Consider the following 25,939-nt stretch of genomic DNA (forward strand, 5'->3'; position numbering starts at 1 on the left):
CTGCGCCCCGTAGGATGGGCGTATGGCGAAGACCGGTACGACGACCCAAGGGCTCCGCGCGGCGATCGAGCGCAGCGGCTACTACCCGGCCCTGGTGGCCGAGGCGGTGGAGGCCGCCGTGGGCGGGGAGCCGATCGTGTCGTACCTGGTGCACCAGGAGACGACGTTCGACTCCAACGAGGTCCGCCGCCACGTCACGGTCCTGGTCCTGACGGACAACCGCTTCATCGTCAGCCACACCGACGAGCAGGCCGCCGACGGCACGTCCCCCTCGCCCTACGCCACGACGTCCACGGAGTCCGTGAAGATCGGCCGGATCTCCTCCGTCGTGCTGAGCCGCGTCGTCGCCAACCCCGAGGCGTACACCCCGGGCACCCTGCCCCGCGAGGTCGTCCTCACCATCGGCTGGGGCGCGGTCTCCCGGATCGACCTGGAGCCCGCCGCCTGCGGCGACCCCAACTGCGACGCCGACCACGGCTACACGGGCTCCTCCACGGCCGACGACCTGAGCCTGCGCGTCAGCGAGGCGGGCGACGGACCGGACACCGTCCGGCAGACCCTCGCCTTCGCCCAGGCGCTCTCCGAGGCGACCGCGGCGACCGCCCGCTGATGCCCCAGGTGACCACCGCGGGCCGGTCCTGGCACGACCCGGTCCCGCTCGACCCCCGCTCCGCGCCCCTCCCGCGCTACGGCACCGGCTCGCTCGCCGACCTGCTGCCGTCGATCGCGACGGGCCTGGGCGTCCCCGGGCTGAGCACCGGCCTGGAGCTCGCCCCCGCCGACCGGGTCTGCGTCTTCCTCGTCGACGGCCTCGGCTGGGAGCTGCTGCGGGCCCACCCCGCGGAGGCGCCGTTCCTGAACTCCCTGCTGGGCACGTCCATGAACGGCACCGGGCAGCCGATGACCGCCGGCTTCCCCTCCACCACCGCGACCTCCCTCGCCTCGGTGGGCACCGGCCTGCCACCGGGCGCGCACGGCCTGCCCGGCTACACCGTGGCCGACCCCGCCACCGGGCAGCTGATGAACCAGCTCCGCTGGCGCCCCTGGACCGACCCGCACGTCTGGCAGCCCTACCCCACGGTCTTCCAGCTCGCGGACGCCGCCGGGGTCCACACCTGCCAGGTCTCGGCCCCCGACTTCCAGCACACGCCGCTGACGAAGATCGCGCTGAGCGGCGGCACCTTCCACGGCCGGCTCTCCGGAGAGGACCGGATGGACTTCGCCGCCGACCGGCTCGCCGCCGCGGACCGCGCGCTGGTCTACACCTACTACAGCGACGTGGACGGCAAGGGCCACCGCTTCGGCGTCGATTCCGACGAGTGGCGCGGTCAGTTGATGTATGTCGACCGGCTCGCCCAGCGCCTCGCCGAACAGCTGCCGCCGCGCTCCGCGATGTACGTCACCGCCGACCACGGCATGATCGACATCCCCTTCGACCCGGAGTCGCGCATCGACTTCGACGAGGACTGGGAGCTGCGCGCGGGCGTCGCCCTCCTCGGCGGCGAGGCCCGCGCCCGTCACGTCTACGCCGTGCCCGGCGCGGCCGCCGACGTGCTGGCCGTCTGGCGCGAGGTGCTCGGCGAGCAGATGTGGGTCGCCGGGCGGGACGAGGCGATCGAGGCCGGCTGGTTCGGTCCGCCCGGCGAGGGCGTGGACGACCGGGTCCACGGGCGGATCGGCGACGTGGTCGCCGCGGCCCGCGATGACATCGCCATCGTCGCCACCGAGACGGAGCCGAACGAGTCCGCGATGGTCGGACTGCACGGTTCCATGACGCCGGTGGAGCAGCTGGTCCCGCTCCTCGAAGTGCGTTCCTGACCCCGCCCGGCCCCCTCCACCCCCTCCTACGTACGAAAGGCATTGGCTTTCCCATGCCCGAGCTGGTGTTCTTCTCCGGAACCATGGACTGCGGAAAGAGCACCCTCGCTCTTCAGATCGAGCACAACCGCTCGGCACGCGGTCTGCAAGGGATGATCTACACCCGGAACGACCGCGCGGGCGAGGGCAAGCTGTCCTCCCGGCTCGGCCTGGTCACCGACTCCGTCGAGGCGGGCGACGGCTTCGACTTCTACGCCCACATCGTCGCGCACCTCTCGGCGGGCGGCCGGGCCGACTACGTCATAGCCGACGAGGCGCAGTTCCTCACCGCCGAGCAGATCGACCAGCTCGCCCGGATCGTCGACGACCTCGAACTCGACGTCTTCGCCTTCGGCATCACCACGGACTTCCGCACCAGGCTCTTCCCCGGCTCCCAGCGCCTGGTGGAACTCGCCGACCGGATAGAGGTGCTCCAGGTGGAGGCCCTGTGCTGGTGCGGCGCGCGGGCCACGCACAACGCCCGTACGGTCGGCGGACAGATGGTCGTCGAGGGCGCCCAGGTCGTCGTCGGGGACGTCAACCAGCCCGAGGCCGTGGTGGGTTACGAGGTGCTGTGCCGGCGTCACCACCGCCGCCGGCTGACGGCCGCCGCGGCGCGCGCCGCCGCGCTGTCGCCGGACGTGCTGCCCCTGGATCCCGCTAACGGGCCGTCCGCAGCAGGGTGAAGACGGCGCCCTCGGGATCCGCGACCGTGGCCGCCCGCCCGGCCGGACTCTCCCGCGGGGGCCGCAGCACCCGCCCGCCGAGCTCGCTCACCCGGCGCGCGGCGGCATCGGTGTCCGCCACCTCGAACGACGTCATCCAGTGCGGCCCCCGCGCGGGCGGCAGCGCCGCGCCGACCCCGTGGATCGCGGCCACCGGCCGCCCGTCCAGCCGCAGCGTGACGGAGTCGGGGCCGCCCGCCTCCGCGGGCTCGGCCTCGTAGCCGAAGAGGGCGCGGTAGAACGTGACGACCGCGGACGTCCGGCGGGTCACCAGCTCGTGCCGGACCGGCGTGCCCGGCGCCCCCACCAGCTGCGGGCCCACCAGCCGCTGACCCTGCCAGACGCCGAACGACGCCCCCGCCGGATCCGAGGCGAGCACCAGCCGCCCCGCGTCCTCCGCCGCCAGGGGACCCACGCCGACCGTGCCGCAGGACGAGCGGATCCCCTCCGCGGTCCCGTCCGCGTCGTCGCTCGCGAGATAGGTGGTCCAGGCGGTGGGCAGCCGCCGTCCGGGCGTCAGCCCGCCGATGCCCGCCACGTCCTGGCCGTCGATCGTGGCGCGCACGTACGGGCCGAGCCGGCGTGGCCCGGGGTTGTAGTAGGACCAGCCGAAGAGGCCGCTGTAGAAGTCCTTGATCGACTCCAGGTCGTGTGCCAGCAGGCTCGTCCAGCACGGGGTGCCCGGTGTCTGCCTGGCCTCCCCCGTGCTCGGCCGCCGGGGGGAGCCCCAAACCTCGGTCATCGCCACTCTCTCCTCGGACCATCGTGGTGGCCGCGCGTCCCGCGCCGTTCCGCGGCGCGCGGGTGGTACGGGACGGGGCACGTCCAGATGTTTGCACCACCTGCCGCGGCGCGCCGCCCGGCCGCGCCGGGACCCACGTGTTCCCGCAGGAGAATGCCCGGATCCGCGTTTCGGTTCCGTTTCGGCGCCGTTGCCGCCCGGTGTCGGAATCGCCGCCCAGTATCGAGCAGTTGTGCGCGGTCCCACCAGAGGGCCTCTCCTTGCGCGGGTGCGGTTACGCCAGGATGGGGGTCATGAATCCCCTCATCACCGCAGCCGAACTCGTGAACGCGTCAGCCGGAGCGCGGCCGCCGGTCCTGCTCGACGTCCGCTACCAGATGGGCGGGCCGCCCGGCCGTCCGCAGTACGAGACGGGGCACATCCCCGGCGCCGCCTATGTGGACCTCGAGGCCGAACTGGCCGGCCCCGCGGGGGAGCACGGCAGGCACCCGCTGCCGGACGTGGAGGCGTTCGGGGCGGCGATGCGGCGCGCCGGGGTGCGGTCCGACCGCGAGGTCGTCACCTACGACGGCGGCACGGGCTGGGCGGCCGCCCGCGCGTGGTGGATGCTGCGCTGGGCCGGGCATTGCTCCGTACGGGTCCTCGACGGCGGCTTCGGCGCGTGGACCGCGGCGGGTGGAGCACTGGAGACCGGCGCGCCGCCGGTCGCGGAAGGGGACTTCGTCCCGGCGCCCGGTGCGCTGCCGCTGCTCGACGCGGACGGCGCGGCCGCGCTGGCGCGGCGCGGTGTGCTGCTGGACGCCCGGGCGGGGGAGCGCTACCGCGGTGAGACCGAGCCGATCGACGCGGTCGCCGGGCACATCCCCGGCGCGGTCTCCGCGCCGACGACGGAGAACGTGACCGAGGACGGCCGCTTCCTGCCCGCCGAGGAGCTGGCCGCGCGCTTCGCCGCTCTCGGGGCGCGCGGCGAGGTGGGGGTCTACTGCGGCTCCGGGGTCTCCGCCGCGCACGAAATACTGGCGCTGGCCGTGGCGGGCATCCCCGCGGCCCTCTACGTGGGGTCGTGGAGCGAGTGGTCCTCCGACCGGAGCCGCCCCGTGGCGACGGGCCCGCAGCCGGGCTGATCCCGCCCAGGCCGTCCGACCGGAGCTACCGGCGGAAGCGGCAGCGCCCGGCCTCGACGGGCCGGGCGCTGCCGCTGTCCGGAAACGGGGCGAGGCGTGCCCACCGCCGAGGTTGACGGGTGGTCACTCCTCTCCTCGCTCCGACGTCACTCCTGTTTCTTGCGCCGGGTGCCGAAGACGATCTCGTCCCAACTGGGCACCGCCGCCCGGCGGCCGGGCCGGACACCGTCCGCCTCGGCCTGACGGTCCGTCGTCCCGGTGAGCCGGTCGCGGTGACCGGCCACCGAACGCGGCATCAGCACATCGGCGTACGCGGCACCGGCTCCCGCGCCCGCGCTCGCGGCCGGAGGCTCGACGGCCTCTGCCTCCTCGTCACTCTCCTCGCTCACCGGTGCCACCGAGGGCGGCTCCGGCACGACCATGTCGCCCCGGAAGCTGGGCACGGCCTCGAGCAGGCTCGTCAGGGAGTCCCGCTCCTTGCCGGTGTCCTCGGCCGCGGCGTCGGTGTCCGCCTCCGCGGGAGGAGCGGGCGGCGCCGGGACGGGCGCGGGGCGGTCCAGAGTGCGGTCCAGAGTGCGGTCCAGCGGCCGGTCGCGCGGCAGCCGGGCGATGCGCGGCACGAAGGGAAAGCTCGGCTCGGGCGTGTCGTCGGTCTCGCCGATGAGCGCCCGCGCCTCGTCGTCCATCGCCTGAACGATCCGCCTCGGCGGATCGAACGTCCAGCTCGCGGCGCGTGGCTCACCTGCCGCACGGTAGACCAGCAGCACCTCCCAGGTGCCGTCGTCGCGGCGCCAGGAATCCCACTGCGAGCTGTCCTTCTCCGCGCCACGCAGCACCAGCCGCTCCGCGACCGCCTCGCCGAGCGGCGGACCGGTGTTCTCACCGGGACGGCGCACGGGCGTCTTGCGGGCGCGCTCGGCCATGAAGGCGCGCTCGGCGAGCACCGGGCCCTCGAACCTGCGGACCCGCTCGACGGGAATGCCGGCCAGCTGCGCGACCTCCTCCGCGGAGGCACCGGCGCGTATACGTGCCTGAATGTCGCGCGGGCGGAGATGGCTCTCCACCTCGATCTCGATCTGGCCCAGGCGAGCACGGTCGTTGCGCACCGCAGCGCGCAACCGTTCGTCAATGGGAAGGGTGTACTCCGTGCTGTCCGCAGCCTTGAGCACCAGCCGTGTGCCGTCGTTGGAGACGGCCACGACACGCAGTTCGGGCATGGGGACCTCCCGGGTGGTGCCTGCCGACGTCACCTGCGTCGCTGCTTCCGCTAGTCGAGTGTGGCCTGCCCGGGTGCAGCCTGCCACAACATTGCCGAGTTGACGGGGCGAGAGCCGCCTGGCCCCTCCCGTTTGGGTCCGGGCAGCCGGACGGGACACCGGGACCAGGGCTCGCCACAGTACTCCATTCGGGCCACTGGGCGTGGATCGGCGCGCCATCGAAGTTCACGCGGGAGAAGGGAGTTGATCCAGGGCATCGGGGAGGACGCCCACCGAACGGGTGTCGAGGTTCACACAATCGCCCCAATCGGAACTGTTCGTTACGATCGAATGTCTCTTCCAGCTACAAGAGGGATCGAAGGGCTACACAGAGGCGGGAGATGGACGACAAAGGCGAAAGCGAGGCAAAACCCAAGAAGAAGCGTCTGGAGCTGAGCCTCGCGCAGGTCGCCGGGAGCGCCCTCGCGGCGGTCGTGGCCGCGCTGCTGGCGGGCAAGCTCGGGGTGTACGGCACCGTGCTCGGCGCCGGCGTGGTGAGTGTCGTGGCCACGTCGGGCGGCACGATCTTCCAGCACCTCTTCCGGCGCACGGGCGAGCAGCTCCGCGAGGTGACCGTCCAGGCGGCCAGGCCGACGCTGCGCCAGGTGCCGCTGAAGGACGCCGGGCGCGCCGTGGGACGCCTCGGTCCGGACGCCACGCCCGACGCCGCCCGCACCCAGCTGCTCGGCCAGGTCGAGGCGACGCAGATGCTGCCGGCCGCCGACGCGACGCGGAGTCTGCCCACCGAGGACGCGACGCAGCTGTTGCACGGAGCGGGCCGCACGCCGGAGCACAGCGCGCACGCGGGCGCGCATCAGGGACCGCACGCCGGTGCGGATTCCGATGAACAGATCGCCGGCCTGAGCGACGAGTACACGACAGGCACCACCCACGGCACACGGCTGCGCGGCTGGAAGCGGCCGCTGCTCGCGGCGGGCGCCGTCTTCGTGCTCGCCATGGGCACCGTCACCGCGGTCGAGCTGGTCAGCGACAAGAGCGCGGATGGCGAGAAGAACTCCACGACGATCAGCCAGTTGGTCAGCGGCGGCGGGAAGTCGGAGAAGAAGCAGGAGCGCACGCCCTCCGAGAGCCCCGACCCGGGCCGTTCGCACGACGGCGACCGGGAGCCGGGCAAGGGCGGCGGCGACACCCCCTCGCCCGACGCCGGGACGCCCGGCCAGGGCGGCGGGGCGGACAAGCCGTCGCCGAACCCGTCGACGTCGTCCGGTACGGGCGGCACCACCGGCGGCTCGACGCCCGGCCCGAAGCCGGACCCGTCCAACCCCACGCCGACGCCCGACGGCGGCAAGGGCGGCACCGACGGCAAGGGCGGCACGACCACGGGCGGCCAGGGCACGACCGGCACGACCGGGCAGACCGACCCCAAGCCGCCGCAGGGCCAGAACGCGGCGGCGGGCACGAGCACGGTCACCCAGGGCACGCTGTCGTAGGGCTCCGGCCCTGGCGCCGGGACGGGCCCGGTGGTGCGGAATTCCCCGCACCACCGGGCCCGTCCCGCGTCCGCGGGGGAATCTCAGCCCAGGACGCGCCGCAGATACGCGTTGCCGAACACGCCCTCCGGGTCCATCCGGTCGCGCAGCGCGGTGAACTCCCCGAAGCGCGGATAGACCCCGGCCAGATACGCGGCGTCGCGGCTGTGCAGCTTCCCCCAGTGCGGGCGCCCGCCGTGCGCCGTCATGATCCGCTCGGCGATCGCGAAGTACGCGTGGTGCGGCGTGCCGCGGTACATGTGCACGGCCACGTAGGCCGTGTCCCGCCCGTACGCCGTCGACAGCGGGACATCGTCCGCCGGGGCGGTTCGCACCTCCACCGGGAAGCTGATCCGCAGCCGTGACCGCTCGATCGCCGCACGGAGCTCGCGCAGCGCCGCCACGGCGGCCTCGCGCGGCAGGGCGTACTCCATCTCCAGGAAGCGGACCCGCCGGGGGCTGGTGAAGACCTTGTAGGCGACGTCGGTGTACGTGCGGGCCGACAGGGCGCGGCCGGCGATCCGGGCGATGCCGGGGATCGCGCCGGGCGCGGCGCGGCCCACGGAGCACACGGCCTGGAAGAGGCCGTTGGCTATCAGCTCGTCCTCCACCCAGGCGGCGGCGCGGCCGGGCGGCGCTGCGGGGCCCGCACTGCGGTTGTTGCGCTTGGTGGTGCAGTGGGTGGTGTGCGGGAACCAGTAGAACTCGAAGTGCTCGTTCTCGGTGACCAGCTGATCGAATTCCGCGGTGACCCGGTCGAAGGGCATCGGTTCCTCGCGGGCCCGCAGGAGGAACTCCGGCTCCACGGCGAAGGTGACCGCGGTGATGACCCCCAGCGCGCCCAGACCCAGCCGGGCCGCCGTGAAGATCTCGGGGTGCTCGCGCGGTGAGCAGGTGAGCACCAAGCCGTCCGCGGTCACCAGCTCCAGGCCCCGGACCTGGGCGGCGAGCGAGGCGGAGTCGCGGCCCGTGCCGTGGGTGCCGGTGCTGACCGCGCCCGAGACGGTCTGCTCCATGATGTCGCCCATGTTGGCCAGCGACAGGCCGTGCGCGGACAGCGTCATGTTCAGCTGCCGGAGCGTGGTCCCGGCGGCCACGGTCACCGTCCCCGCCGCCCGGTCGACCGCCCGCAGTCCGGTCAGCCGCTCCGGGCGGATCAGCAGCCCGTCCGTGGCGGCCACCGCCGTGAAGGAGTGGCCGGTGCCGGCCGCCTTGACCCTCAGGCCGTCCGAGGAGGCCCGTGCCACCGCCTCGGCGAGCTCCGCGGTGCTCGCCGGTGCCACGCTTCGCGCGGGGCGGGCGGTGACGTTCCCCGCCCAGTTACGCCACGCGCCCCTTGTCCCGGTCGTCGTGCTGCTCGTGGTTCCGGTCGTTCTCGTCATGTGCGTCGGACCCTCCCCTTGCCTGCGGCACGGGTGCCCCCGGCCGCTGCGGCGCCGGCGTGCGGAGCCGGCGGTAGCCGAGGAACGCCACCGCGGCCGAGAGCGCACCCGCCACCACGCACACCACGTACCCCGCCGCCGCCCCGGCGCCGTCGACGACCCAGCCGGCGGCCGACGAACCCAGCGCCACCCCGACCGCGAGCCCGGTGCTCGTCCAGGTCATGCCCTCGGTCAGCTTCGCGCGCGGTACGTGCTGTTCGACGAGGGCCATCGTCGTCACCATGGTCGGCGCGATGGAGAGCCCCGCGACGAAGAGCGCCACGGCCAGGAACGGCAGGCTCCCGACCAGTTGGAGGGGGATCATACTCACGGCCATCGCGCAGACGCCCAGCAGCCAGCGGCGGGCCGGCTCGCCCTTGAGGCGCAGCAGCCCGAAGACGACTCCGGCCAGGCAGGAGCCCAGCGCGTACACCGAGAGCACCAGGCTCGCCGCCGCCTTGTGGCCCTGCTCGTCGGCGAAGGCGACGGTGACCACGTCGACCGTGCCGAAGATCGTGCCCATGGCCACGAAGGTCACCACCAGCACCTGGAGGCCGGGGGAGCGCAGCGCGGAGCCGCCCTGGTGGTGCTCCCGGGGGTGCGGCACGGGCTCAGTGGAGCGCTGCGCGGTCAGCCAGAGCACCCCGACGGCCAGGAACACGGCGGCCAGCAGCGGGCCCGCCTCGGGGAACCACGCCGTGGACAGGCCGATCGAGAGGATCGGGCCGAAGATGAAGCACACCTCGTCGACCACGGACTCGAAGGAGTACGCGGTGTGCAGCTCGCGGCTCCCGCTGTGGATCGCCGCCCAGCGGGCCCGCACCATCGAGCCCACGCTGGGCACGCAGCCCACGGCGGCCGCGAAGACGAAGAGCGTCCAGTCCGGCCAGCGCTGCTGCGCGCTGAGCAGCAGCCCGGCGACCGCGACCACGCAGACCAGCGTCGCCGGGCGCAGCACCCGGCGCTGCCCGTGCCGGTCGACGAGCCGGGAGATCTGCGGGCCGAGGACGGCCGCGGAGATGGCCAGGGTCGCGGAGAGCGCGCCCGCCAGCCCGTACCGGCCGGTCAGCTGGGACACCATCGTCACGATGCCGATGCCCATCATCGACAGCGGCATCCGGCCGAGGAACCCGGCGGCGGAGAAGCTCCTGGAGCCGGGGGCGGCGAATATTTCGCGGTAAGGACTGGGCAAGGGGGCCGCCAGGGGATCGGGGGGTGAACCGAGGAGCCCGGCGGTGGGTGAGGCCGCCGGTAAGGGATGTAAGTGGCCGATACAGCTTACGTGCGGAGGGGTGTGCCGTGCACTGCCATTTCCTGCCTGTCAGTGGCGGGTGGCAGGATCGGACCATGTCGGATCAGCCAGCAGACCAGCGAGCAACAGCCCCGTACGACGCCCTGTTGCTGCTCTCCTTCGGCGGCCCCGAGGGCCCGGACGACGTCGTCCCCTTCCTGGAGAACGTCACCCGCGGCCGCGGGATCCCCCGCGAGCGGCTCAAGGAGGTCGGGCAGCACTACTTCCTCTTCGGCGGCGTCAGCCCGATCAACGACCAGAACCGCGAGCTGCTGGCCGCGCTGCGCGAGGAGTTCGCCGACCACGGCGGCGGCCTGCCGGTCCACTGGGGCAACCGCAACTGGGCCCCGTATCTGACCGACACGCTGCGCGAGATGGCCGCAGCGGGGCACCGCCGCATCCTGACGCTCACCACCAGCGCCTACGCCTCGTACTCCGGCTGCCGGCAGTACCGCGAGAACCTCGCCGACGCGCTGGCCGCCCTGGAGGGCGAGGGGATCACGCCGCCGCGCGTCGACAAGCTGCGGCACTACTTCAACCACCCCGGCTTCGTCCGGCCCATGGTCGACGCGACCCTCGCGGCGCTCGCCGGTCTCCCCGAGGACGTCCGGGCGGGCGCGCACCTCGCCTTCACCACGCACTCCATCCCCACGGCCGCGGCCGACACCTCGGGCCCCGTCGAGGGCCACGGGGGCGGCGGTGCCTACGTCGCCCAGCACCTCGAGGTCGCCCGTCTGATCGCCGACGCGGTCCGCGAGGAGACGGGCGACGAGCTCCCCTGGCAGCTCGTCTACCAGTCCCGCAGCGGCGCCCCGCACATCCCCTGGCTCGAACCCGACATCTGCGACCACCTGGAGACCTTGCACGGCGAGGGCGCCGAGGCGGTCGTGATGGTCCCGATCGGCTTCGTCTCGGACCACATGGAGGTCAAGTACGACCTCGACACCGAGGCCACCGCCAAGGCCGCCGAGCTCGGCCTGCCGGTCGCCCGCGCCGCCACCGTCGGGGCGGACCCGCGCTTCGCGGCCGCCGTCCGCGAGCTGGTGCTGGAGCGCGCCGCCACCGAGCGCGGCCTCGCCCCGCGCCGGTGCGCGCTGGGCGAGCTCGGCCCCTCCCACGACCTCTGTCCCGTCGGCTGCTGCCCGGCCCGGGCCCCCCGCCCGGCCGCCGCCGGAGCCGACAGCCCGTACGCGTAAGGAGCACTGTGAGCGACACCCTGAAGGACGAACTCCTGGCCGTGGCCCTCGAGGCCGCGGAGCGGGCCGGCGCCCTGCTCAGGGACGGCCGCCCGGCCGACCTGGGCGTCGCCGCGACCAAGACCAGCCCCATCGACGTCGTCACCGAGATGGACATCGCCGCCGAGAAGCTGATCACCGGCTTCCTCGCCGAGCGGCGCCCCGCCGACGGGGTGCTCGGCGAGGAGGGCGCCAGCAGCGCGGGCACCAGCGGGGTGCGCTGGGTCGTCGACCCGGTCGACGGCACGGTCAACTACCTCTACGGACTGCCCTCCTGGGCCGTCTCGATAGCGGCCGAGACCGACGGCGAGACGGTCGTCGGCGTGGTCGCGGCGCCCGTGCGGGGCGAGACCTACAGCGCGGTGCGCGGCCGCGGCGCGTTCCTGGGCGGCCGACGGCTCGCCGTCCGCCCCGCGCCGCCCCTGGACCAGGCCCTCATCGGCACCGGCTTCGGCTATCTCACCGCCCGCCGGGCCGCCCAGGCCGAGGTCCTGCGCGGCCTGCTCCCGGAGGTCCGTGACATCCGCCGCGGCGGGTCCGCCGCCATCGACCTGTGCGACGTGGCCTGCGGCCGGCTGGACGGCTACTACGAGCGCGGGCTCAACCCCTGGGACTACGCGGCCGGGGCCCTGATCGCCCGCGAGGCGGGCGCGCTCACGGGCGGCAGGCCCGGCGAGGCGGAGTCCACGGAGCTGACGGTGGCGGCGCCCCCGGCCCTCTTCGAGCGGCTCCAGGAGCGGCTGGAGACCCTGGGCGCCTGGCACGACTGACGGAGCCCGTACGGGCCCCTCACCGCCCGTGGCGCCGCCCCACAGGAGAGACACAGAGACACCGGAACGCCCCCGCACCGGCAGGTGCGAGGGCGTTCGGTGCGTGGATCGGCCGGTGGCGGCTGCCGTCAGGCGGCGCTCACTTCGACGCCGTGCTCCGCCGCGAGGCGGTGCAGGTCCTCCAGGGCCGACTGCTCCACCTCGGCGAGGAATTCGTCGCCCGACCTGCGGGCCTGGTCCAGGTCGGACCGGGTGCTCTCTATGCGCTGCAGAATGCCAGCGGTGAACGCGTCCATAGTGCTGCGCCCCCTCCAGGGTCGGCTCGGCGGCACGGGGGTGTGCCTGGGGGTCACCCCCGGCGGGGACCGGGGGAGAAACGATCACACCCTGCCCCTTCGGTCGGCGGCCGATCGTGACGTGCCGCTGCTCGGGCGTGATCGCGGGTGTGCAGACGTCTTCCCCACCGCCGTCCGCGGGGAAACCTGCGGCCGCCCGGCAATCCGGAATCACACCGGAACCACACAGGGACCACACGCCCTGCCACGGCCGCCCCCGGTGCCCCTTACAGCCGGTTTACCGGCGTAGGAGGCAGGATGGATACACCCACCGGGGAACCGACATGCCTGCCCAGACCAAGGGCTCCAAGGGAAGGACCAACGCCGTGCGCGTACTCGTCGTCGAGGACGAGCAGCTGCTCGCCGATGCCGTCGCCACCGGATTGCGCCGGGAGGCCATGGCCGTCGACGTCGTGTACGACGGCGCGGCCGCGCTCGAGCGTGTCGCCGTCAACGACTACGACGTCATCGTCCTCGACCGCGACCTTCCCCTCGTCCACGGCGACGACGTGTGCCGCAAGGTCGTCGAGCTCGGCATGCCCACCCGCGTCCTGATGCTGACCGCCTCCGGCGACGTCAGCGACCGCGTGGAGGGCCTGGAGATCGGCGCCGACGACTATCTGCCCAAGCCCTTCGCCTTCAGCGAGCTCACCGCGCGCGTCCGCGCCCTCGGCCGCCGTACGACCGTGGCGCTGCCGCCCGTCCTGGAGCGGGCCGGCATCAAGCTGGACCCCAACCGCCGCGAGGTCTTCCGCGAGGGCCGGGAGGTGCAGCTGGCGCCGAAGGAGTTCGCGGTGCTGGAGGTGCTCATGCGCAGCGAGGGCGCGGTCGTCTCGGCCGAGCAGCTCCTGGAGAAGGCCTGGGACGAGAACACCGACCCCTTCACCAACGTCGTCCGCGTCACGGTCATGACGCTGCGCCGCAAGCTCGGGGAGCCCGCGGTGATCGTCACCGTGCCCGGCTCCGGATACCGGATCTGACGCCCGATGCCCGCCACCCCCACACCGCAGGCAGCCCCGCCCACCCCGCCGAAGCCCAGCTGGGACCCCCGCCAGCCCGTCGTACGGCCGTTCCCCTGGCTGCGCCCGACCATCCGCATACGGCTCACCCTGCTCTACGGCGGGATGTTCCTGATGGCGGGTGTCCTGCTGCTCACGATCATCTATCTGCTGGCGGCGAACGCCCTGGACCAGGGCAACGCCCTGCCCTTCCGGATCCTCAACGCCCAGGTGCAGTTCACCAGCGACACCTGCTCGAACCTGAGCGGCACCACCGACAGCCAGGTCTTCATGCGGGGCCTGGAGCAGTGCATGCAGCACCAGCGTGCCCTCGCCCTCGACAGCCTCCTCAAGCGCTCGCTGCTGGCCCTCCTCGGCCTCGCCGTGATCGCCTTCGCCTTCGGTTACGCCATGGCGGGCCGGGTCCTCTCGCCGCTCGGCAGGATGACCCGCACGGCCCGCCGGGTCGCCGCCACGGACCTCTCGCGGCGGATCGAACTGGGCGGCCCGGAGGACGAGTTGAAGGAGCTCTCCGACACCTTCGACGAGATGCTCGACCGGCTGGAGCGGGCGTTCACCGCGCAGCAGCGCTTCGTGGCCAACGCCTCGCACGAGCTGCGCACCCCGCTCGCGATCAACCGCACCCTGCTGGAGGTGCACCTCTCCGACCCGGGCGCGTCCCCCGAGCTCCAGCAGCTGGGCAAGACCCTGCTGGCCACCAACGAGCGCAGCGAGCAGCTCGTGGAGGGCCTGCTGCTGCTCGCGCGCAGCGACAACGAGATCGTGGACCGCAAGCCCGTGGACCTCGCGGAGGTGGCCTCCCAGGCCATCGACCAGACGCGCGCGGAGGCCCAGGCCAAGGGGGTCGAGCTGCGCGGCACCCGGCAGCCCGCGGTCGTGCAGGGCAACGGCGTGCTCCTGGAGCGCATCGCGCTCAACCTCGTGCAGAACGCCGTCCGCTACAACACGGCCGACGGCTGGGTCGAGGTCACCACCGAGGCCCAGCCGGGCCAGGCGGTGCTGGTCGTGGAGAACACCGGCCCCATCGTCCCGGCCTACGAGCTGGACAACATCTTCGAACCGTTCCGCCGCCTGCGCACCGAGCGCACCGGCAGCGACAAGGGCGTGGGCCTCGGACTGTCGATCGTCCGCTCCGTCGCCCGCGCGCACGGAGGCAGGATCACCGCCGAACCCCGTGACGGGGGTGGACTGATCATGAGAGTGGTACTTCCGACCTGAGAATCTCTGCGAGAATGGGGCGGCCGAAGGTTCGCTTTGGGCGGAATTCTCATGGTCCGCCCCTCGCCGGGGGCATGTGTGATCGCTCACATGCGCAAACTTCCGGCCATCCACTCTCCGTGATCATCGGGGCCGACGGAACGCCGGGAAAATGGGGGTTTCCGGGGGTCCTGATCACGGGAAGTACACGTGATGGCGTATCCACATGCGGCATCCGGACCGTGTACGGTCCCGTTCGCCATCCATCCCCATCACCTCTTCAGGTGTGCGGTTGGGTGTCGATTGAGTAACAGACCTTGATGTGAGGCAAAATCTCCGCCTCGGGTCGGGCACAAGTCCGGCCTCTCACGCGTTACGTGCGCTGGAGACACCGCAGACACCCAGAGGGGGAGAGCGACATGGCAACGGATTACGACACCCCACGCAAGACCGACGATGACGTCAATGAGGACAGCATCGAGGAGCTGAAGGCCCGGCGGAACGACAAGTCCGCTTCAACGGTCGACGTCGACGACTTCGAGGCCGCCGAGGGCCTGGAGCTGCCCGGCGCGGACCTCTCCAACGAGGAGCTGTCCGTCCGGGTCCTGCCGCGGCAGGCCGACGAGTTCACCTGCATGAGCTGCTTCCTCGTGCACCACCGCAGCCAGCTGGCCCGCGAGAAGAACGGTCAGCCCATCTGCCGCGACTGCGAGTGAGGAGCGGGTCTGCATGGCAGGCTCGATCCCGTTTCGCAAGCGGCGCTCCCAGCGGTCCGAACTGACCACCGGACCCGAGGGCGACGCCGCGCGGCAGGAGGGTGCCGATGACGCCGACGTCACCGTCGGCGCCGTGGACACCACCCCTGCCGCCGGGGCCGGCACAGACGTCGAGCGGGGCCGTGCGGCCTCGCTCGCCGCGGCTGTCGGCCGGGGTGCCAGGAAGGGCGGCCGGGGGGCGAGGGTGGGGCTGTCCGCCATGGCCGACCTGATCATCGCGAACGCCCCGCGCGTCCCGGTGCGCGATCTCGCGACCCTGCGCGAGCAGTTCCCGGGCCTCGGCCCGGAGGAGCTCGCGGACAAGCTGGTCGCGGGCGCCGCGCACGGCACGTCCACCGTGGGCGCCGGCGTCGGCGCCGCGGCCATGCTGCCGGTTCCGCCGGCCATGCCCGCCGAGCTGGCGGCCGAGATCATCGGCGTCGCCGCGGTGGAGTTCAAGCTCATCGCCGAGCTGCACGAGGTCTACGGCCTGCGGGCCCCCGGCACCGTGCGCCAGCGCTCGTTCGCCTATCTCGGTGCGTGGGCCGACGAGCGCGGCATCGACGTCACCTCGCCCGTGACCGTCAACGCGGCCCTCGGCGGCCAGCTGCGGCGCGAGCTGCGCCAGCAGGTCCTCAAGCGCACCTTCCGCAATCTGCCCAACCTCACGCCGTTCATGATCGGCGCGACCGTGGGCGCGGTCATGAACCGCCGCGACACCAAGAGGCTCGCCGAGAAGGTCCGCAAGGACCTGCGCACCCGCCAGGTCTCCTGGGACGCCCTGCCGCCGGGGCCCGGCGCCCTCTGAACCCCCTGCGAGCCCCTAGGCCCGTACGGCCGCCAGGGCCGCGGCCAGGCGCTCGGGGGAGCGGGTGGAGAGGTAGACGTACGGCGTGGGGTCCGCCGGGTCGGTGATCTCGACGCGCACGGCCGTGGGGATGTAGCCGCGCAGCAGCATGAAGGCGCGGGTGTCGGCCTTGTGCGTGCGCCAGGCGCGGGCCTCCTCCGCGCCCAGCACCTCCGCCGGTCCCAGCGCCGCCACCGGGATCTTCGCGTCACCGGCGACGAGGTCGCCGCCCACGACCCGGATGCGCACCGAGCCGTACGAGCTGACCGCGATCGAGGCGAGGGCCGCGCCGCCCACGAGCCCGCCCAGCATCGGGACGGTGCCCAGCGGCAGCAGGATCAGCGCCATGGCGACCCCGATGAGCACCGCGATGAACCACCAGGATCGGGGCGCGGTCAGGCGTTCTTCGTAAGGCTGCATGGGCCAAGCCTGCCACGGACGGGACCGGGCCCCGCTCCCGCGGGTAAGGTCAGCCCCTGTGAGTGGACGAACGACAACGCCGACGCTGCCGCCCGGGGCCGAGCCACCGGTGCGGCACGCGGACGCGCCCGCGCCCGGAGAGATCATCGGGGCGCACTACGAATACTGCTTCGGCTGCGGCGGAGGTGTCCCGCACGGTCTGCACGTCGAGGTGCGCGCCGGCGAGGGTGTGAGCGTCACCGCGGAGTTCCGCGTCAAGGAGGCGCACCAGGGCGCCCCCGGTCTCGCGCACGGCGGTGTGCTGGCCACGGCGCTCGACGAGACGCTGGGCTCGCTGGGCTGGCTGCTGCGGGTGATCGCGGTGACCGGACGGCTGGAGACGGACTACGTACGGCCCGTGCCCGTGGACACCGTGCTGCACCTTCAGGCGGAGGTCCGCGGCGTGCACGGCCGTAAGATCTACGCCACGGCCACCGGCCGGATCGGCGGCCCGGAAGGCCCGGTCGCCGTCCAGGCGGAGGCGGTGTTCATCGAGGTCAACGTCGACCACTTCATCGAGAACGGCCGCGCCACCGAAATCCAGGCCGCCCTGGCCGACCCCGACCAGGTGAAGGTCGCGCGAGCTTTTGAGGTGAACCCGTGAGCCGTATGCCCCTGGATGTGCTGATCCGCAGGGTCGACCCGGAGGTGCCCGTCCCCTCCTACGGCCACCCCGGCGACGCCGGCTGCGACCTGGTCACCACCGAGGCCGCCGAGCTGGCGCCGGGGGAGCGGCTGGTGCTGCCCACCGGGGTCGCCATCGCGCTGCCCGACGGTTACGCCGCCTTCGTGCACCCGCGTTCGGGTCTCGCCGCCAGGTGCGGGGTCTCCATGGTGAATGCCCCGGGGACCATCGATGCCGGGTACCGTGGAGAGATCAAGGTGATTGTGGTCAATCTGGACCCGCGCGAGACCGTGCGGTTCGAGAGGTTCGACCGTATCGCCCAATTGGTTGTCCAGCAGGTCGAGAAGGTCCGCTTCCACGAGGTGGCGGAGCTTCCAGGCTCGGCACGGGCCGAAGGGGGCTTCGGGTCCACCGGTGGCCACGCTGCCGTGGGGAATGGATTCGCTTCGGTCGCAAGCGACCGGGAAGGACAGTGACGTGTTCGGTCGTCGCCGCAAGCGCGGGGAGGACGCCGTCGACCAGGTCGACGACGTGACCTCCGAGGAGTTGGCTGAGGACTCCCTCTCCAACGCGTCCGCAGAGGACATCGCGGCCGAGAGCCGGGTCCGGCTGGAGCCGGAGCCGCGCCCCGACGGGCCGTGGGACCTCTCCGAGGTCCGCGACCCCCAGGAGGGCCGCGTGGACCTGGGCGGACTGTTCGTGCCCGGGGTCGAGGGCATGGAGCTGAGGGTCGAGGTCGCCGGTGACGCCATCGTCGCCGCGACGGTGGTGCTGCGCGACAGTGCCGTGCAGCTGCAGGCGTTCGCCGCCCCCAAGCGCGAGGGCATCTGGCACGAGGTGCGCGAGGAGATCGCCTCCGGCATCACCCAGCAGGGCGGTGTCGTGGACGAGGTCCAGGGCCCGCTGGGCTGGGAGCTGCGGGCCCAGGTGCCGGTCGCGCTGCCGGACGGCACCCAGGGCGTCCAGCTCGTCCGTTTCGTGGGCTGTGACGGCCCGCGCTGGTTCCTGCGCGGCGTCATCTCGGGCCAGGGCGCGGTGCAGCCGCAGACCGCCGGGCTGCTGGAGCAGATCTTCCAGGACACCGTCGTCGTGCGCGGCGAGTCCCCGATGGCGCCCCGCGACCCGATCGTGCTGAAGCTGCCGGACGACGCGCAGATGGTCGCCGAGGGCCTCCAGCAGCCGGAGGAGGACGGCGGCTCGCGCTTCGCCGGCGGTGTGGACCGCCTGGAGCGGGGTCCGGAGATCTCCGAGGTGCGCTGAAAACCGCTCGTCAAACGGCTGGATCAGGCCGTTCCGCTGGGCCGCAACCCCGATCCGGGGTTGCGGCCCAGCGGCGTTTTCGCAGGTCAGAGGGGTGCGCGTATGGAATCCGTCAAGGGGGCGCTAATGGCCGTATGAGAGGCGTCAACGGAGCGCTCGCACCGTGACAACAGGGGTTTGCTTTGGGAGTCCGTTCATATCCGAACTCTCTAGGAGCACACGATGGCCGACGTGGCCTTCGTCGTCACCACGATCGCGGTCTTCGCGCTGGTGGCTCTCGTCGCCAAGGGGGTGACGAAGCTGTGACCGCCGAGAACGTCGTCGGCCTGGTCGTGGCCGTCGCCCTGCTGGGCTACCTGATCCTCGCCCTCGTTTTCCCGGAGAGGTTCTAGCAAAGATATGAGCCCCGTCCTTTCCGGAGTGCTCCAGCTGACCGCGCTCGTCGCGGCGCTGGCGCTGGTCCACCGCCCCCTCGGCGACTACATGGCCCGCGCCTACAGCTCCGAGAAGCACCTGCGCGTCGAGAAGTGGATCTACCGCTCGATCGGCGCCAACCCCGACGCCGAGATGCGCTGGCCCGCCTATCTGCGCGGCATCCTCGCCTTCTCGGCGGCGAGTCTGCTCTTCCTGTACCTGCTCCAGCGGATCCAGGGCGTCCTGCCGCACTCGCTCTCCCTCGGCTTCACCGCGATCGGCCCGGACCAGGCGTTCAACACCGCCGCCTCGTTCGTCGCCAACACCAACTGGCAGTCGTACTCGGGCGAGCAGGCCATGGGTCACGCCGTCCAGACCCTCGGCCTCGCCGTGCAGAACTTCGTCTCCGCCGCCGTCGGCATGGCCGTGGCCGTCGCGCTCGTACGGGGCTTCGCCCGCTCGCGCACCGGCGACCTGGGCAACTTCTGGTCGGACCTGGTGCGCGGCACGGTCCGCATCCTGATACCGATCTCCGTGATCGCCGCGGTCGTGCTCGTCGCCTGCGGCGCCATCCAGAACTTCGCGGGCATCCACGGCATCGGGCAGCTCACCGGCGGCACCCAGCAGGTCAACGGCGGTGCCGTGGCCTCGCAGGAGGCCATCAAGGAGCTCGGCACCAACGGCGGCGGCTACTTCAACGCCAACTCCGCCCACCCCTTCGAGAACCCCAACGCCTTCACCAACCTCTTCGAGATCTTCCTGATCCTCGTCATCCCCTTCTCGCTGACGCGGACCTTCGGCAAGCTCGTGGGCAACGTCAAGCAGGGCTACGCGATCCTCGCCACCATGGGCCTGATCTGGCTCGGCTTCACCGCGCTGATGATGTGGACCGAGTTCCACCACGGCGGGCCCGCGCTCCAGGCGGCGGGCGGCGCGCTGGAGGGCAAGGAGCAGCGCTTCGGCATCGGCGGCACGTCGATCTTCGCGACCTCCACCACCCTGACCTCGACCGGCGCGGTGGACGGCTTCCACTCCTCCTTCACCGGCTTCGGCGGCGGCATCGCGCTGCTGGGCATGATGCTCGGCGAGATCGCGCCCGGCGGCGTCGGCTCCGGCCTCTACGGCATGCTCGTCATGGCGGTCATCGCGGTCTTCATCGCGGGCCTGATGGTCGGCCGTACGCCCGAGTACCTCGGGAAGAAGATCGGCACCCGCGAGATCAAGCTCGCCGCGTGCTACATCCTCATCACCCCGACCCTGGTCCTCGGCTTCACCGCGCTGTCCATGGCGCTGGCGACCCCGCCGCACTCGATGCTCAACGTCGCGGGCAACTCCGTGGACGGCAGCGGCGCGCACGGCTTCTCCGAGGTGCTCTACGCCTTCACCTCCGGCGCCAACAACAACGGCTCCGCCTTCGGCGGCCTGAACGCCAACACGCAGTGGTACAACACCACGATCGGCCTCGCGATGCTCCTCGGGCGCTTCCTGCCGATGGTCTTCGTCCTGGCGCTGGCCGGCTCGCTGGCCGAGCAGACGCCCGTGCCCGAGACCGCGGGCACCCTGCGCACCGAGAAGCCGCTCTTCGCCGGCCTCCTCGTGGGCGCGATCCTGATCATCACCGGCTTGACCTACTTCCCGGCACTGGCCCTTGGCCCGATGGCGGAGGGACTCTCATGAGCACGACCACCCCTGTCCGTACCGCCCCCGAAGGGCCCGAGGAGGAGCGTCCGCACGGCTCCGAGGAGCCCGGCCGGGTCTCCGGCGGGCTGTTCGACCCGGCGCAGCTGCTGAAGTCGCTGCCGGAGGCGTTCCGCAAGCTCGATCCGCGGGTGATGGTGAAGTCGCCGGTGATGTTCGTGGTCGAGGTCGGTTCGGTGGTCACCACCGGGCTGGCGCTGGGGGACCCCGGTGCCTGGTTCGGCTGGGCGATCACCGTGTGGCTGTGGCTGACCGTCATCTTCGCCAACCTCGCCGAGGCCGTCGCCGAGGGGCGTGGCAAGGCGCAGGCGGACACGCTGCGCAAGGCCAAGACCGATACCGTCGCGCGCCGTCTGAGCGGTGGCACGGAGGAGTCGGTGCCGGGCACCGAGCTGCGCGTGGGCGACCTGGTCGTCTGCGAGGCCGGGGACATCATCCCCGGTGACGGCGATGTCGTCGAAGGCGTCGCGTCGGTCGACGAGTCGGCGATCACGGGTGAGTCGGCGCCGGTCATCCGCGAGTCCGGCGGTGACCGCTCGGCGGTCACCGGTGGCACCAAGGTCCTCTCCGACCGCATCGTCGTGAAGATCATGACGAAGCCCGGCGAGACGTTCATCGACCGGATGATCAACCTCGTCGAGGGCGCGGCCCGGCAGAAGACGCCGAACGAGATCGCGCTGAACATCCTGCTGGCCTCGCTGACCATCGTCTTCCTGCTGGCCGTGGTCACGCTCCAGCCGTTCGCGATCTACGCCCACGCCGAGCAGTCGATGATCGTGCTGGCGGCCCTGGTGGTCTGCCTGATCCCGACCACCATCGGCGCGCTGCTCTCCGCGATCGGCATCGCGGGCATGGACCGGCTCGTGCAGCGCAACGTCCTCGCCATGTCCGGGCGCGCGGTCGAGGCGGCCGGTGACATCTCCACGCTGCTGCTCGACAAGACCGGCACCATCACCTACGGCAACCGTCAGGCCGCCGAGTTCGTCCCGGTCAAGGGCACCATGGCCGCCGAGGTGGCGGACGCCGCCCAGCTGTCGTCCCTGGCGGACGAGACGCCCGAGGGCCGCTCGATCGTCGTCCTGGCGAAGGAGAAGTACGGGCTGCGCGAGCGCCACGAGGGCGAGCTCGTCGGCGCCGAGTGGATTCCCTTCACCGCTCAGACCCGCATGTCGGGTGTGGATGTCGAGGGCCGGAAGGTCCGCAAGGGCGCGACGGGTTCGGTCGTCGCCTGGGTGAAGGAGCAGGGCGGCACGGTCGCCGAGGACGCCACGAAGCTGACCGACGACATCTCGCAGGCCGGCGGCACGCCGCTGCTGGTCGCGGTGGAGGACGAGAAGGGTGCCCGCGTCCTCGGCGTCATCCACCTCAAGGACGTCGTCAAGGAGGGCATGCGCGAGCGGTTCGACGAGCTGCGCCGCATGGGCATCAAGACCGTCATGATCACGGGTGACAACCCGCTGACGGCCAAGGCCATCGCCGAGGAAGCGGGTGTCGACGACTTCCTCGCGGAGGCCACCCCCGAGGACAAGATGGCGCTCATCAAGCGCGAGCAGGCCGGCGGCAAGCTCGTCGCGATGACGGGCGACGGCACCAACGACGCCCCGGCGCTGGCCCAGGCGGACGTGGGCGTGGCCATGAACACCGGCACCTCGGCCGCCAAGGAGGCCGGGAACATGGTGGACCTGGACTCCAACCCCACCAAGCTCATCGAGATCGTCGAGATCGGCAAGCAGCTCCTGATCACCCGCGGCGCGCTGACCACCTTCTCGATCGCCAACGACGTCGCAAAATACTTCGCGATCATCCCGGCGATGTTCGCGGTCGCCTACCCGGGCCTGGACAAGCTCAACGTCATGAGCCTGCACAGCCCGCAGACCGCGATCCTCTCGGCCGTCATCTTCAACGCGCTGGTCATCGTGGCCCTGGTGCCGCTCGCCCTCAAGGGTGTGCGCTACCGCCCGATGAGCGCGGACAGCATGCTCCGGCGCAACCTCACCGTCTATGGCCTGGGCGGCCTCGTCGCCCCGTTCATCGGCATCAAGATCATCGACCTGCTCATCTCCCTCATCCCTGGCATCGGGTGACCTCCATGAACAACTCCGTACGCGGCACGGCCCGCCTCGCCGGCGCGGGCCTGCGGGCCCTGCTCGTCCTCACGGTCATCTGCGGGGTGATCTACCCCCTCGTCGTCACCGGCATCGCCCAGGCCGCCTTCCACGGCAACGCCAACGGCTCCGAGATCAAGGCGGGTGGCACGTCGGTGGGCTCCGAGCGGCTCGGTCAGTCCTACACCCTCGACGAGAAGGACAAGGCCGGAAACCCACTGCCCGACCCGAAGTTCTTCCAGGGCCGCCCCTCGGCCGCCGGGCCCAACACCGAGAACACGCAGTACAAGCTCGTGGTGTCCGGCGCCTCCAACCTCGCCGCGGACAGCAAGGTCCTGCTCGACAGCGTCCAGCAGCGCCGCGCCGACGTCGCCGCCTTCAACGGCGTCTCCCCGGCGGCGGTCCCCCCCGACGCCCTCACCGCCTCCGGCTCCGGCCTCGACCCCGACATCTCCCCGGCCTACGCACGCCTCCAGGCCGACCGGGTCGCCAAGGCCAACCACCTCCCCGCCGACGAGGTACGCAAGCTGGTCGACGAGCATGTCGACGGCCGCATCCTCGGCTTCATGGGCGAGGAGCGCGTCAACGTCCTGAAGCTCAACGTCGCGCTCCGCGAGCTCGCCCGGGGCTGACGCGAGGGCAGTGGCGGTAACGGCGGACGGCCAGGGTGGTGAACCCCGGCCGTCCGCCGATGCCTTGAGTCCCGGAAACACGCCGAATCAGCTGAACGTTCGACCCGCGGCAGGGCACTCTGGGGAGCGTGGCCTCCCTCTCACCGCAGCCCCAAGTCGTCCCGCCCGCACCACACATGGTGGTCTGCGGTGACGACGCCCTCGCCCACCGGCTCGCCGCCGAACTCTCCGGCGTCTACGGCGAGCGCGTCACTCTCGTCGTGCCGCCCGCCCGCGACGGCCGCCCCCGGCAGGCCGCCGTGCCCGGCCGCGCCGTCACCCTCCTCGGGCGGGTGACCGGCGTGGTGGGCCGCGCGGCGGGGGCGGGCGGCAGCGCCGGTGCCGCAAGCCCGCAGGGCGCCCCCGTACGCGTCGTGCAGGCGCCCGAACCCGACGACGAGGCGCTCGCCGAGGCCGGGGTGGCCGGTGCCACCGCGCTCGCTCTCGTCTATGACGACGACGAGACCAACATCCACGCCGCGCTGCGCGCCCGCCGGGCCAACCCCCAGTTGCGGCTCGTCATCCGGATGTACAACCGCCGGCTCGGCCAGCGCCTGGAGGAACTCCTCGACCAGGCGGCCCGGATGGGCAACGGCGACCCGGCCGGCCCCGGCGCCGCCGAAGCGACCACCACCGTCCTCTCGGACGCCGACACCGCGGCCCCCGCGCTCGTCGCGGCCGCCGTCTCCGGCCACTTCAAGGTCATCGAGGCGGGCGGGCTGCTGCTGAGGGCCGCCGAGAGGCCCCCGCTCGCCCCCGGCGAGCGGGACCGCCCCGGCACCAGGACCGTGGCCCTGCTCTCCCCGGCACGCCCGGACGGCACCGACGGGGAGGGCCCCGCGATGCTGCCGGACGCGGAGTCGGTGGCGGCGTCGGGCGGGCGCGGCCGCATCGTCCTGGAGCGCGTCCACTATCCGGGAGCACCGCAGCGCCCGGCGCGGCTGACGGACCGCAGCCTGCCGCTCGGGTCGTTCTTCTCGCCCCGGCTGCGCTGGGCCCTGGGCTGCCTGGCGGCCGCCGTCCTCGGGCTGGCCGTCGCCTCCTGGCTGGTCACCGACACCAACCCCACGCACGCCGCCTACCTCTCCCTCCTCGACCTCTTCGCGATCAACGACCCGGCGATCGGCCAGCCGCTCGGCCGGCAGATCCTCCAGCTCCTCTCCGGCCTCACCGGGCTGCTGCTGCTCCCGCTGCTGGTGGCCGCCGCCCTCGAAGGGCTCGGCACCTTCCGCTCGGCCTCCGCGCTGCGCCGCCCGCCGCGCGGGCTGTCCGGCCACGTGGTGCTGCTCGGCCTCGGCAAGATCGGCTCCCGGGTGCTCGCCCGGCTGCGCGAACTGGACATCCCCGTGGTCTGCGTGGAGCGCGACCCGCAGGCCCGCGGGGTGGCGCTGGCGCGCTCGCTGCGGGTGCCGACCGTCATCGGCGACGTCACGGAGGAGGGCGTGCTGGAAGCCGCCAAGATCGGCGAGAGCCGCACGCTGCTCGCGCTCACCAGCAGCGACACCACCAACCTCGAAGCCGTGCTGTACGCCCGCGCGATCAGGCCCGAAGTCGGCGTGGTCATGCGGCTCTACGAGGACCGGTTCTCCAAAGCCGTCTACCGCACGCTGCGCGTCTCCCACCCCCGCGCGCGGACCCGCACCCGCAGCGTCTCCTATCTGGTCGCCCCGGCCTTCGCCGGAGCGATGATGGGCCGCCAGATACTGGGGGCCGTGCCCGTGGAGCGGCGGGTGCTCCTCATCGCCGCCGTGGAGGCCGGAGGCCACCCGGGGCTGGCGGGCCGCACGGTCGCCCAGGCGTTCGAGCCGGGCGCCTGGTGCGTCCTCGCCCCGGTCACGGAGACCAACGGCGAGACACCCCGCTCACAGGCCGACCACGCCGACGACTACGTCCTGCGCCCCGACGACCGCGTCGTGGTCGCCGCCACCCGCCAGGGCCTCGCCGGACTGCTGGGCCGCCGGCCCGTGCCGCAGCCGCGTACGGACGCGTGACAGGACAGGACCTCAACTCCCCCGGGGCAGGGGCGCGTACGTCACCAGACGTCCCCCGGGCGCCAGTCGCACACCAGGTCGCCGTCGAGGTCGAGAGCGGCGCCCAGGGGGAGGACGTGGATGCAGCCGTCCTCCTCCGCCGTGCGTGCGATGCCCGTGGGGGCGAGGACCGAGGACGGGCCGCGCCAGAGCCGCCAGCCGCGGCCCACGTAGAGGGGTGCCGCCCCGTCGGCGGCGCCGAGCGCGCCCAGCTCGTACGCGCCGTGCCGCAGGACGTGCTCCAGCGCCTCCATCACGGCCGAGGCCACACCCTGGCGGCGGCGGTCCGCGCGGACCGCCACGGCCTCCACGTATCCGGCGCGCAGGGCGCGGCCGCCGTGCAGCAGGCGGCGCTGCACCACGGAGCCGTGGCCGATCAGCTCGCCGTCCCCGTACGCGAGGGCGTGCATGCCGCCGACGGTGTGGTCCCAGTCGTCGTCGCTGAAGTTCCCCTCGAAGGCGTCGTCCACCAGGGCGCGGACCGCCGTGAGTTCCGCCGTGCTCAGCTGTGAGGTGTGCGCGGTGCGTACGTCAGTCATACCGGCATGGTGCCATCCCGGACCCCGCCGGAGGCGGCCCGGCCGACCGGGCCCGGGGTCACGGGGGCACGCGT

The 25,939-nt window shown here is 72.7% G+C and carries 26 protein-coding genes; 19 read left to right on the top strand and 7 right to left on the bottom strand.

Annotation, left to right across the window (positions count from 1 at the left end; translation table 11 throughout):
* Positions 1–22: 22 nt before the first annotated feature.
* From ACFY1P_RS17905 to ACFY1P_RS17915, 3 genes are read left to right on the top strand one after another with little or no spacing between them, the layout of a single operon-like run.
* Positions 23–610, top strand: a complete 588-nt coding sequence (locus ACFY1P_RS17905; protein ID WP_361534008.1) for a DUF5998 family protein — start codon at positions 23–25, stop codon at positions 608–610.
* Entirely contained in the window at positions 610–1,818 is a 1,209-nt protein-coding gene (locus ACFY1P_RS17910; RefSeq protein WP_361534005.1) for a nucleotide pyrophosphatase/phosphodiesterase family protein, read from the top strand. The genes ACFY1P_RS17905 and ACFY1P_RS17910 overlap by 1 nt, the downstream gene beginning before the upstream one ends.
* Positions 1,819–1,871: 53 nt before the next feature.
* Positions 1,872–2,543 (top strand): thymidine kinase, encoded by a 672-nt coding sequence (locus tag ACFY1P_RS17915; protein WP_361534002.1) that lies wholly within the window; start codon positions 1,872–1,874, stop codon positions 2,541–2,543.
* Here the strand turns inward: ACFY1P_RS17915 and ACFY1P_RS17920 are convergent.
* Positions 2,518–3,324, bottom strand: a complete 807-nt coding sequence (locus ACFY1P_RS17920) for a VOC family protein (protein WP_361533999.1) — start codon at positions 3,322–3,324, stop codon at positions 2,518–2,520. The two genes, ACFY1P_RS17915 and ACFY1P_RS17920, sit on opposite strands and share 26 nt — an antisense overlap.
* Before the next feature lie 293 nt (positions 3,325–3,617).
* Between ACFY1P_RS17920 and ACFY1P_RS17925 the strand changes: the two genes are divergently transcribed.
* The gene (locus tag ACFY1P_RS17925) at positions 3,618–4,448 is read left to right on the top strand and encodes a sulfurtransferase (protein ID WP_361533997.1); all 831 of its coding nucleotides are present in this window, start codon (positions 3,618–3,620) and stop codon (positions 4,446–4,448) included.
* A 146-nt stretch (positions 4,449–4,594) separates the two neighbouring features.
* On the opposite strand, the gene sepH is transcribed toward ACFY1P_RS17925, so the two are convergent.
* Positions 4,595–5,698: a septation protein SepH gene (gene sepH, locus ACFY1P_RS17930; protein WP_390751090.1), complete on the bottom strand. Its 1,104-nt coding sequence runs from the start codon at positions 5,696–5,698 to the stop codon at positions 4,595–4,597.
* A 347-nt stretch (positions 5,699–6,045) separates the two neighbouring features.
* Here sepH and ACFY1P_RS17935 point away from each other — a divergent pair, with 347 nt between their 5' ends.
* Positions 6,046–7,155 (top strand): hypothetical protein, encoded by a 1,110-nt coding sequence (locus tag ACFY1P_RS17935; RefSeq protein ID WP_390751091.1) that lies wholly within the window; start codon positions 6,046–6,048, stop codon positions 7,153–7,155.
* 83 nt (positions 7,156–7,238) lie between these two features.
* Here ACFY1P_RS17935 and ACFY1P_RS17940 read toward each other — a convergent pair whose 3' ends face one another.
* Both ACFY1P_RS17940 and ACFY1P_RS17945 read right to left on the bottom strand, forming a co-directional pair.
* Positions 7,239–8,576: a D-arabinono-1,4-lactone oxidase gene (locus tag ACFY1P_RS17940; RefSeq protein WP_390751092.1), complete on the bottom strand. Its 1,338-nt coding sequence runs from the start codon at positions 8,574–8,576 to the stop codon at positions 7,239–7,241.
* On the bottom strand, positions 8,515–9,807 hold the full coding sequence (locus ACFY1P_RS17945) for an MFS transporter (protein WP_361532615.1): 1,293 nt from the start codon (positions 9,805–9,807) through the stop codon (positions 8,515–8,517). Before ACFY1P_RS17945 ends, ACFY1P_RS17940 begins: the two co-directional genes overlap by 62 nt.
* A 155-nt stretch (positions 9,808–9,962) precedes the next feature.
* Between ACFY1P_RS17945 and ACFY1P_RS17950 the strand changes: the two genes are divergently transcribed.
* Positions 9,963–11,102 (top strand): ferrochelatase, encoded by a 1,140-nt coding sequence (locus ACFY1P_RS17950; protein WP_390751093.1) that lies wholly within the window; start codon positions 9,963–9,965, stop codon positions 11,100–11,102.
* 8 nt (positions 11,103–11,110) lie between these two features.
* Positions 11,111–11,911: an inositol monophosphatase family protein gene (locus ACFY1P_RS17955; protein WP_361532621.1), complete on the top strand. Its 801-nt coding sequence runs from the start codon at positions 11,111–11,113 to the stop codon at positions 11,909–11,911.
* Positions 11,912–12,039: 128 nt separating this feature from the next.
* On the opposite strand, the gene ACFY1P_RS17960 is transcribed toward ACFY1P_RS17955, so the two are convergent.
* Positions 12,040–12,207, bottom strand: coding sequence for a hypothetical protein (locus ACFY1P_RS17960; protein WP_361532624.1), 168 nt, complete (start codon positions 12,205–12,207; stop codon positions 12,040–12,042).
* Positions 12,208–12,572: 365 nt separating this feature from the next.
* Here ACFY1P_RS17960 and ACFY1P_RS17965 point away from each other — a divergent pair, with 365 nt between their 5' ends.
* The 4 genes from ACFY1P_RS17965 (at position 12,573) to ACFY1P_RS17980 (ending at position 16,025) form a co-directional block, all read left to right on the top strand.
* A complete protein-coding gene (locus ACFY1P_RS17965; RefSeq protein WP_116215978.1) occupies positions 12,573–13,226 on the top strand; it encodes a response regulator transcription factor in 654 nt (217 codons plus the stop codon).
* A 6-nt stretch (positions 13,227–13,232) separates the two neighbouring features.
* Complete coding sequence (locus ACFY1P_RS17970) at positions 13,233–14,483, top strand: HAMP domain-containing sensor histidine kinase (RefSeq protein WP_361532627.1); 1,251 nt, start codon at positions 13,233–13,235, stop codon at positions 14,481–14,483.
* A gap of 398 nt (positions 14,484–14,881) precedes the next feature.
* Positions 14,882–15,178, top strand: coding sequence for a DUF4193 domain-containing protein (locus ACFY1P_RS17975; RefSeq protein WP_116214298.1), 297 nt, complete (start codon positions 14,882–14,884; stop codon positions 15,176–15,178).
* Between the two features lie 13 nt (positions 15,179–15,191).
* Positions 15,192–16,025 carry a hypothetical protein gene (locus ACFY1P_RS17980; protein WP_390751094.1) on the top strand — a complete coding sequence of 278 codons (834 nt, stop codon included), beginning with the start codon at positions 15,192–15,194 and terminating at the stop codon, positions 16,023–16,025.
* Between the two features lie 15 nt (positions 16,026–16,040).
* Here the strand turns inward: ACFY1P_RS17980 and ACFY1P_RS17985 are convergent, their stop codons facing one another.
* The gene (locus ACFY1P_RS17985; protein ID WP_361532633.1) at positions 16,041–16,484 is read right to left on the bottom strand and encodes a DUF3093 domain-containing protein; all 444 of its coding nucleotides are present in this window, start codon (positions 16,482–16,484) and stop codon (positions 16,041–16,043) included.
* Positions 16,485–16,542: 58 nt separating this feature from the next.
* On the opposite strand from ACFY1P_RS17985, the gene ACFY1P_RS17990 reads away from it, so the two are divergent.
* The 8 genes from ACFY1P_RS17990 (at position 16,543) to ACFY1P_RS18025 (ending at position 25,287) form a co-directional block, all read left to right on the top strand.
* Complete coding sequence (locus tag ACFY1P_RS17990; protein ID WP_361532636.1) at positions 16,543–17,127, top strand: PaaI family thioesterase; 585 nt, start codon at positions 16,543–16,545, stop codon at positions 17,125–17,127.
* The gene (gene dut, locus ACFY1P_RS17995) at positions 17,124–17,624 is read left to right on the top strand and encodes a dUTP diphosphatase (protein WP_361532639.1); all 501 of its coding nucleotides are present in this window, start codon (positions 17,124–17,126) and stop codon (positions 17,622–17,624) included. Before ACFY1P_RS17990 ends, dut begins: the two co-directional genes overlap by 4 nt.
* Position 17,625: 1 nt before the next feature.
* A complete protein-coding gene (locus tag ACFY1P_RS18000; protein ID WP_361532642.1) occupies positions 17,626–18,408 on the top strand; it encodes a DUF3710 domain-containing protein in 783 nt (260 codons plus the stop codon).
* 302 nt (positions 18,409–18,710) lie between these two features.
* Entirely contained in the window at positions 18,711–18,800 is a 90-nt protein-coding gene (kdpF, locus tag ACFY1P_RS18005) for a K(+)-transporting ATPase subunit F (protein WP_087925864.1), read from the top strand.
* Between the two features lie 7 nt (positions 18,801–18,807).
* A complete protein-coding gene (kdpA, locus tag ACFY1P_RS18010; protein WP_361535044.1) occupies positions 18,808–20,499 on the top strand; it encodes a potassium-transporting ATPase subunit KdpA in 1,692 nt (563 codons plus the stop codon).
* Complete coding sequence (gene kdpB, locus ACFY1P_RS18015; protein WP_390751095.1) at positions 20,496–22,604, top strand: potassium-transporting ATPase subunit KdpB; 2,109 nt, start codon at positions 20,496–20,498, stop codon at positions 22,602–22,604. The genes kdpA and kdpB overlap by 4 nt, the downstream gene beginning before the upstream one ends.
* A 5-nt stretch (positions 22,605–22,609) precedes the next feature.
* On the top strand, positions 22,610–23,257 hold the full coding sequence (gene kdpC / locus ACFY1P_RS18020; RefSeq protein ID WP_390751096.1) for a potassium-transporting ATPase subunit KdpC: 648 nt from the start codon (positions 22,610–22,612) through the stop codon (positions 23,255–23,257).
* A 176-nt stretch (positions 23,258–23,433) separates the two neighbouring features.
* A complete protein-coding gene (locus ACFY1P_RS18025) occupies positions 23,434–25,287 on the top strand; it encodes an NAD-binding protein (RefSeq protein ID WP_390751168.1) in 1,854 nt (617 codons plus the stop codon).
* Positions 25,288–25,328: 41 nt separating this feature from the next.
* Here the strand turns inward: ACFY1P_RS18025 and ACFY1P_RS18030 are convergent, their stop codons facing one another.
* Entirely contained in the window at positions 25,329–25,865 is a 537-nt protein-coding gene (locus tag ACFY1P_RS18030; protein ID WP_361532163.1) for a GNAT family N-acetyltransferase, read from the bottom strand.
* Between the last annotated feature and the right edge of the window lie 74 nt (positions 25,866–25,939).

Origin of the sequence: Streptomyces sp. NPDC001407, from assembly GCF_042895325.1 — a bacterium.
Lineage (GTDB): Bacteria > Actinomycetota > Actinomycetes > Streptomycetales > Streptomycetaceae > Streptomyces.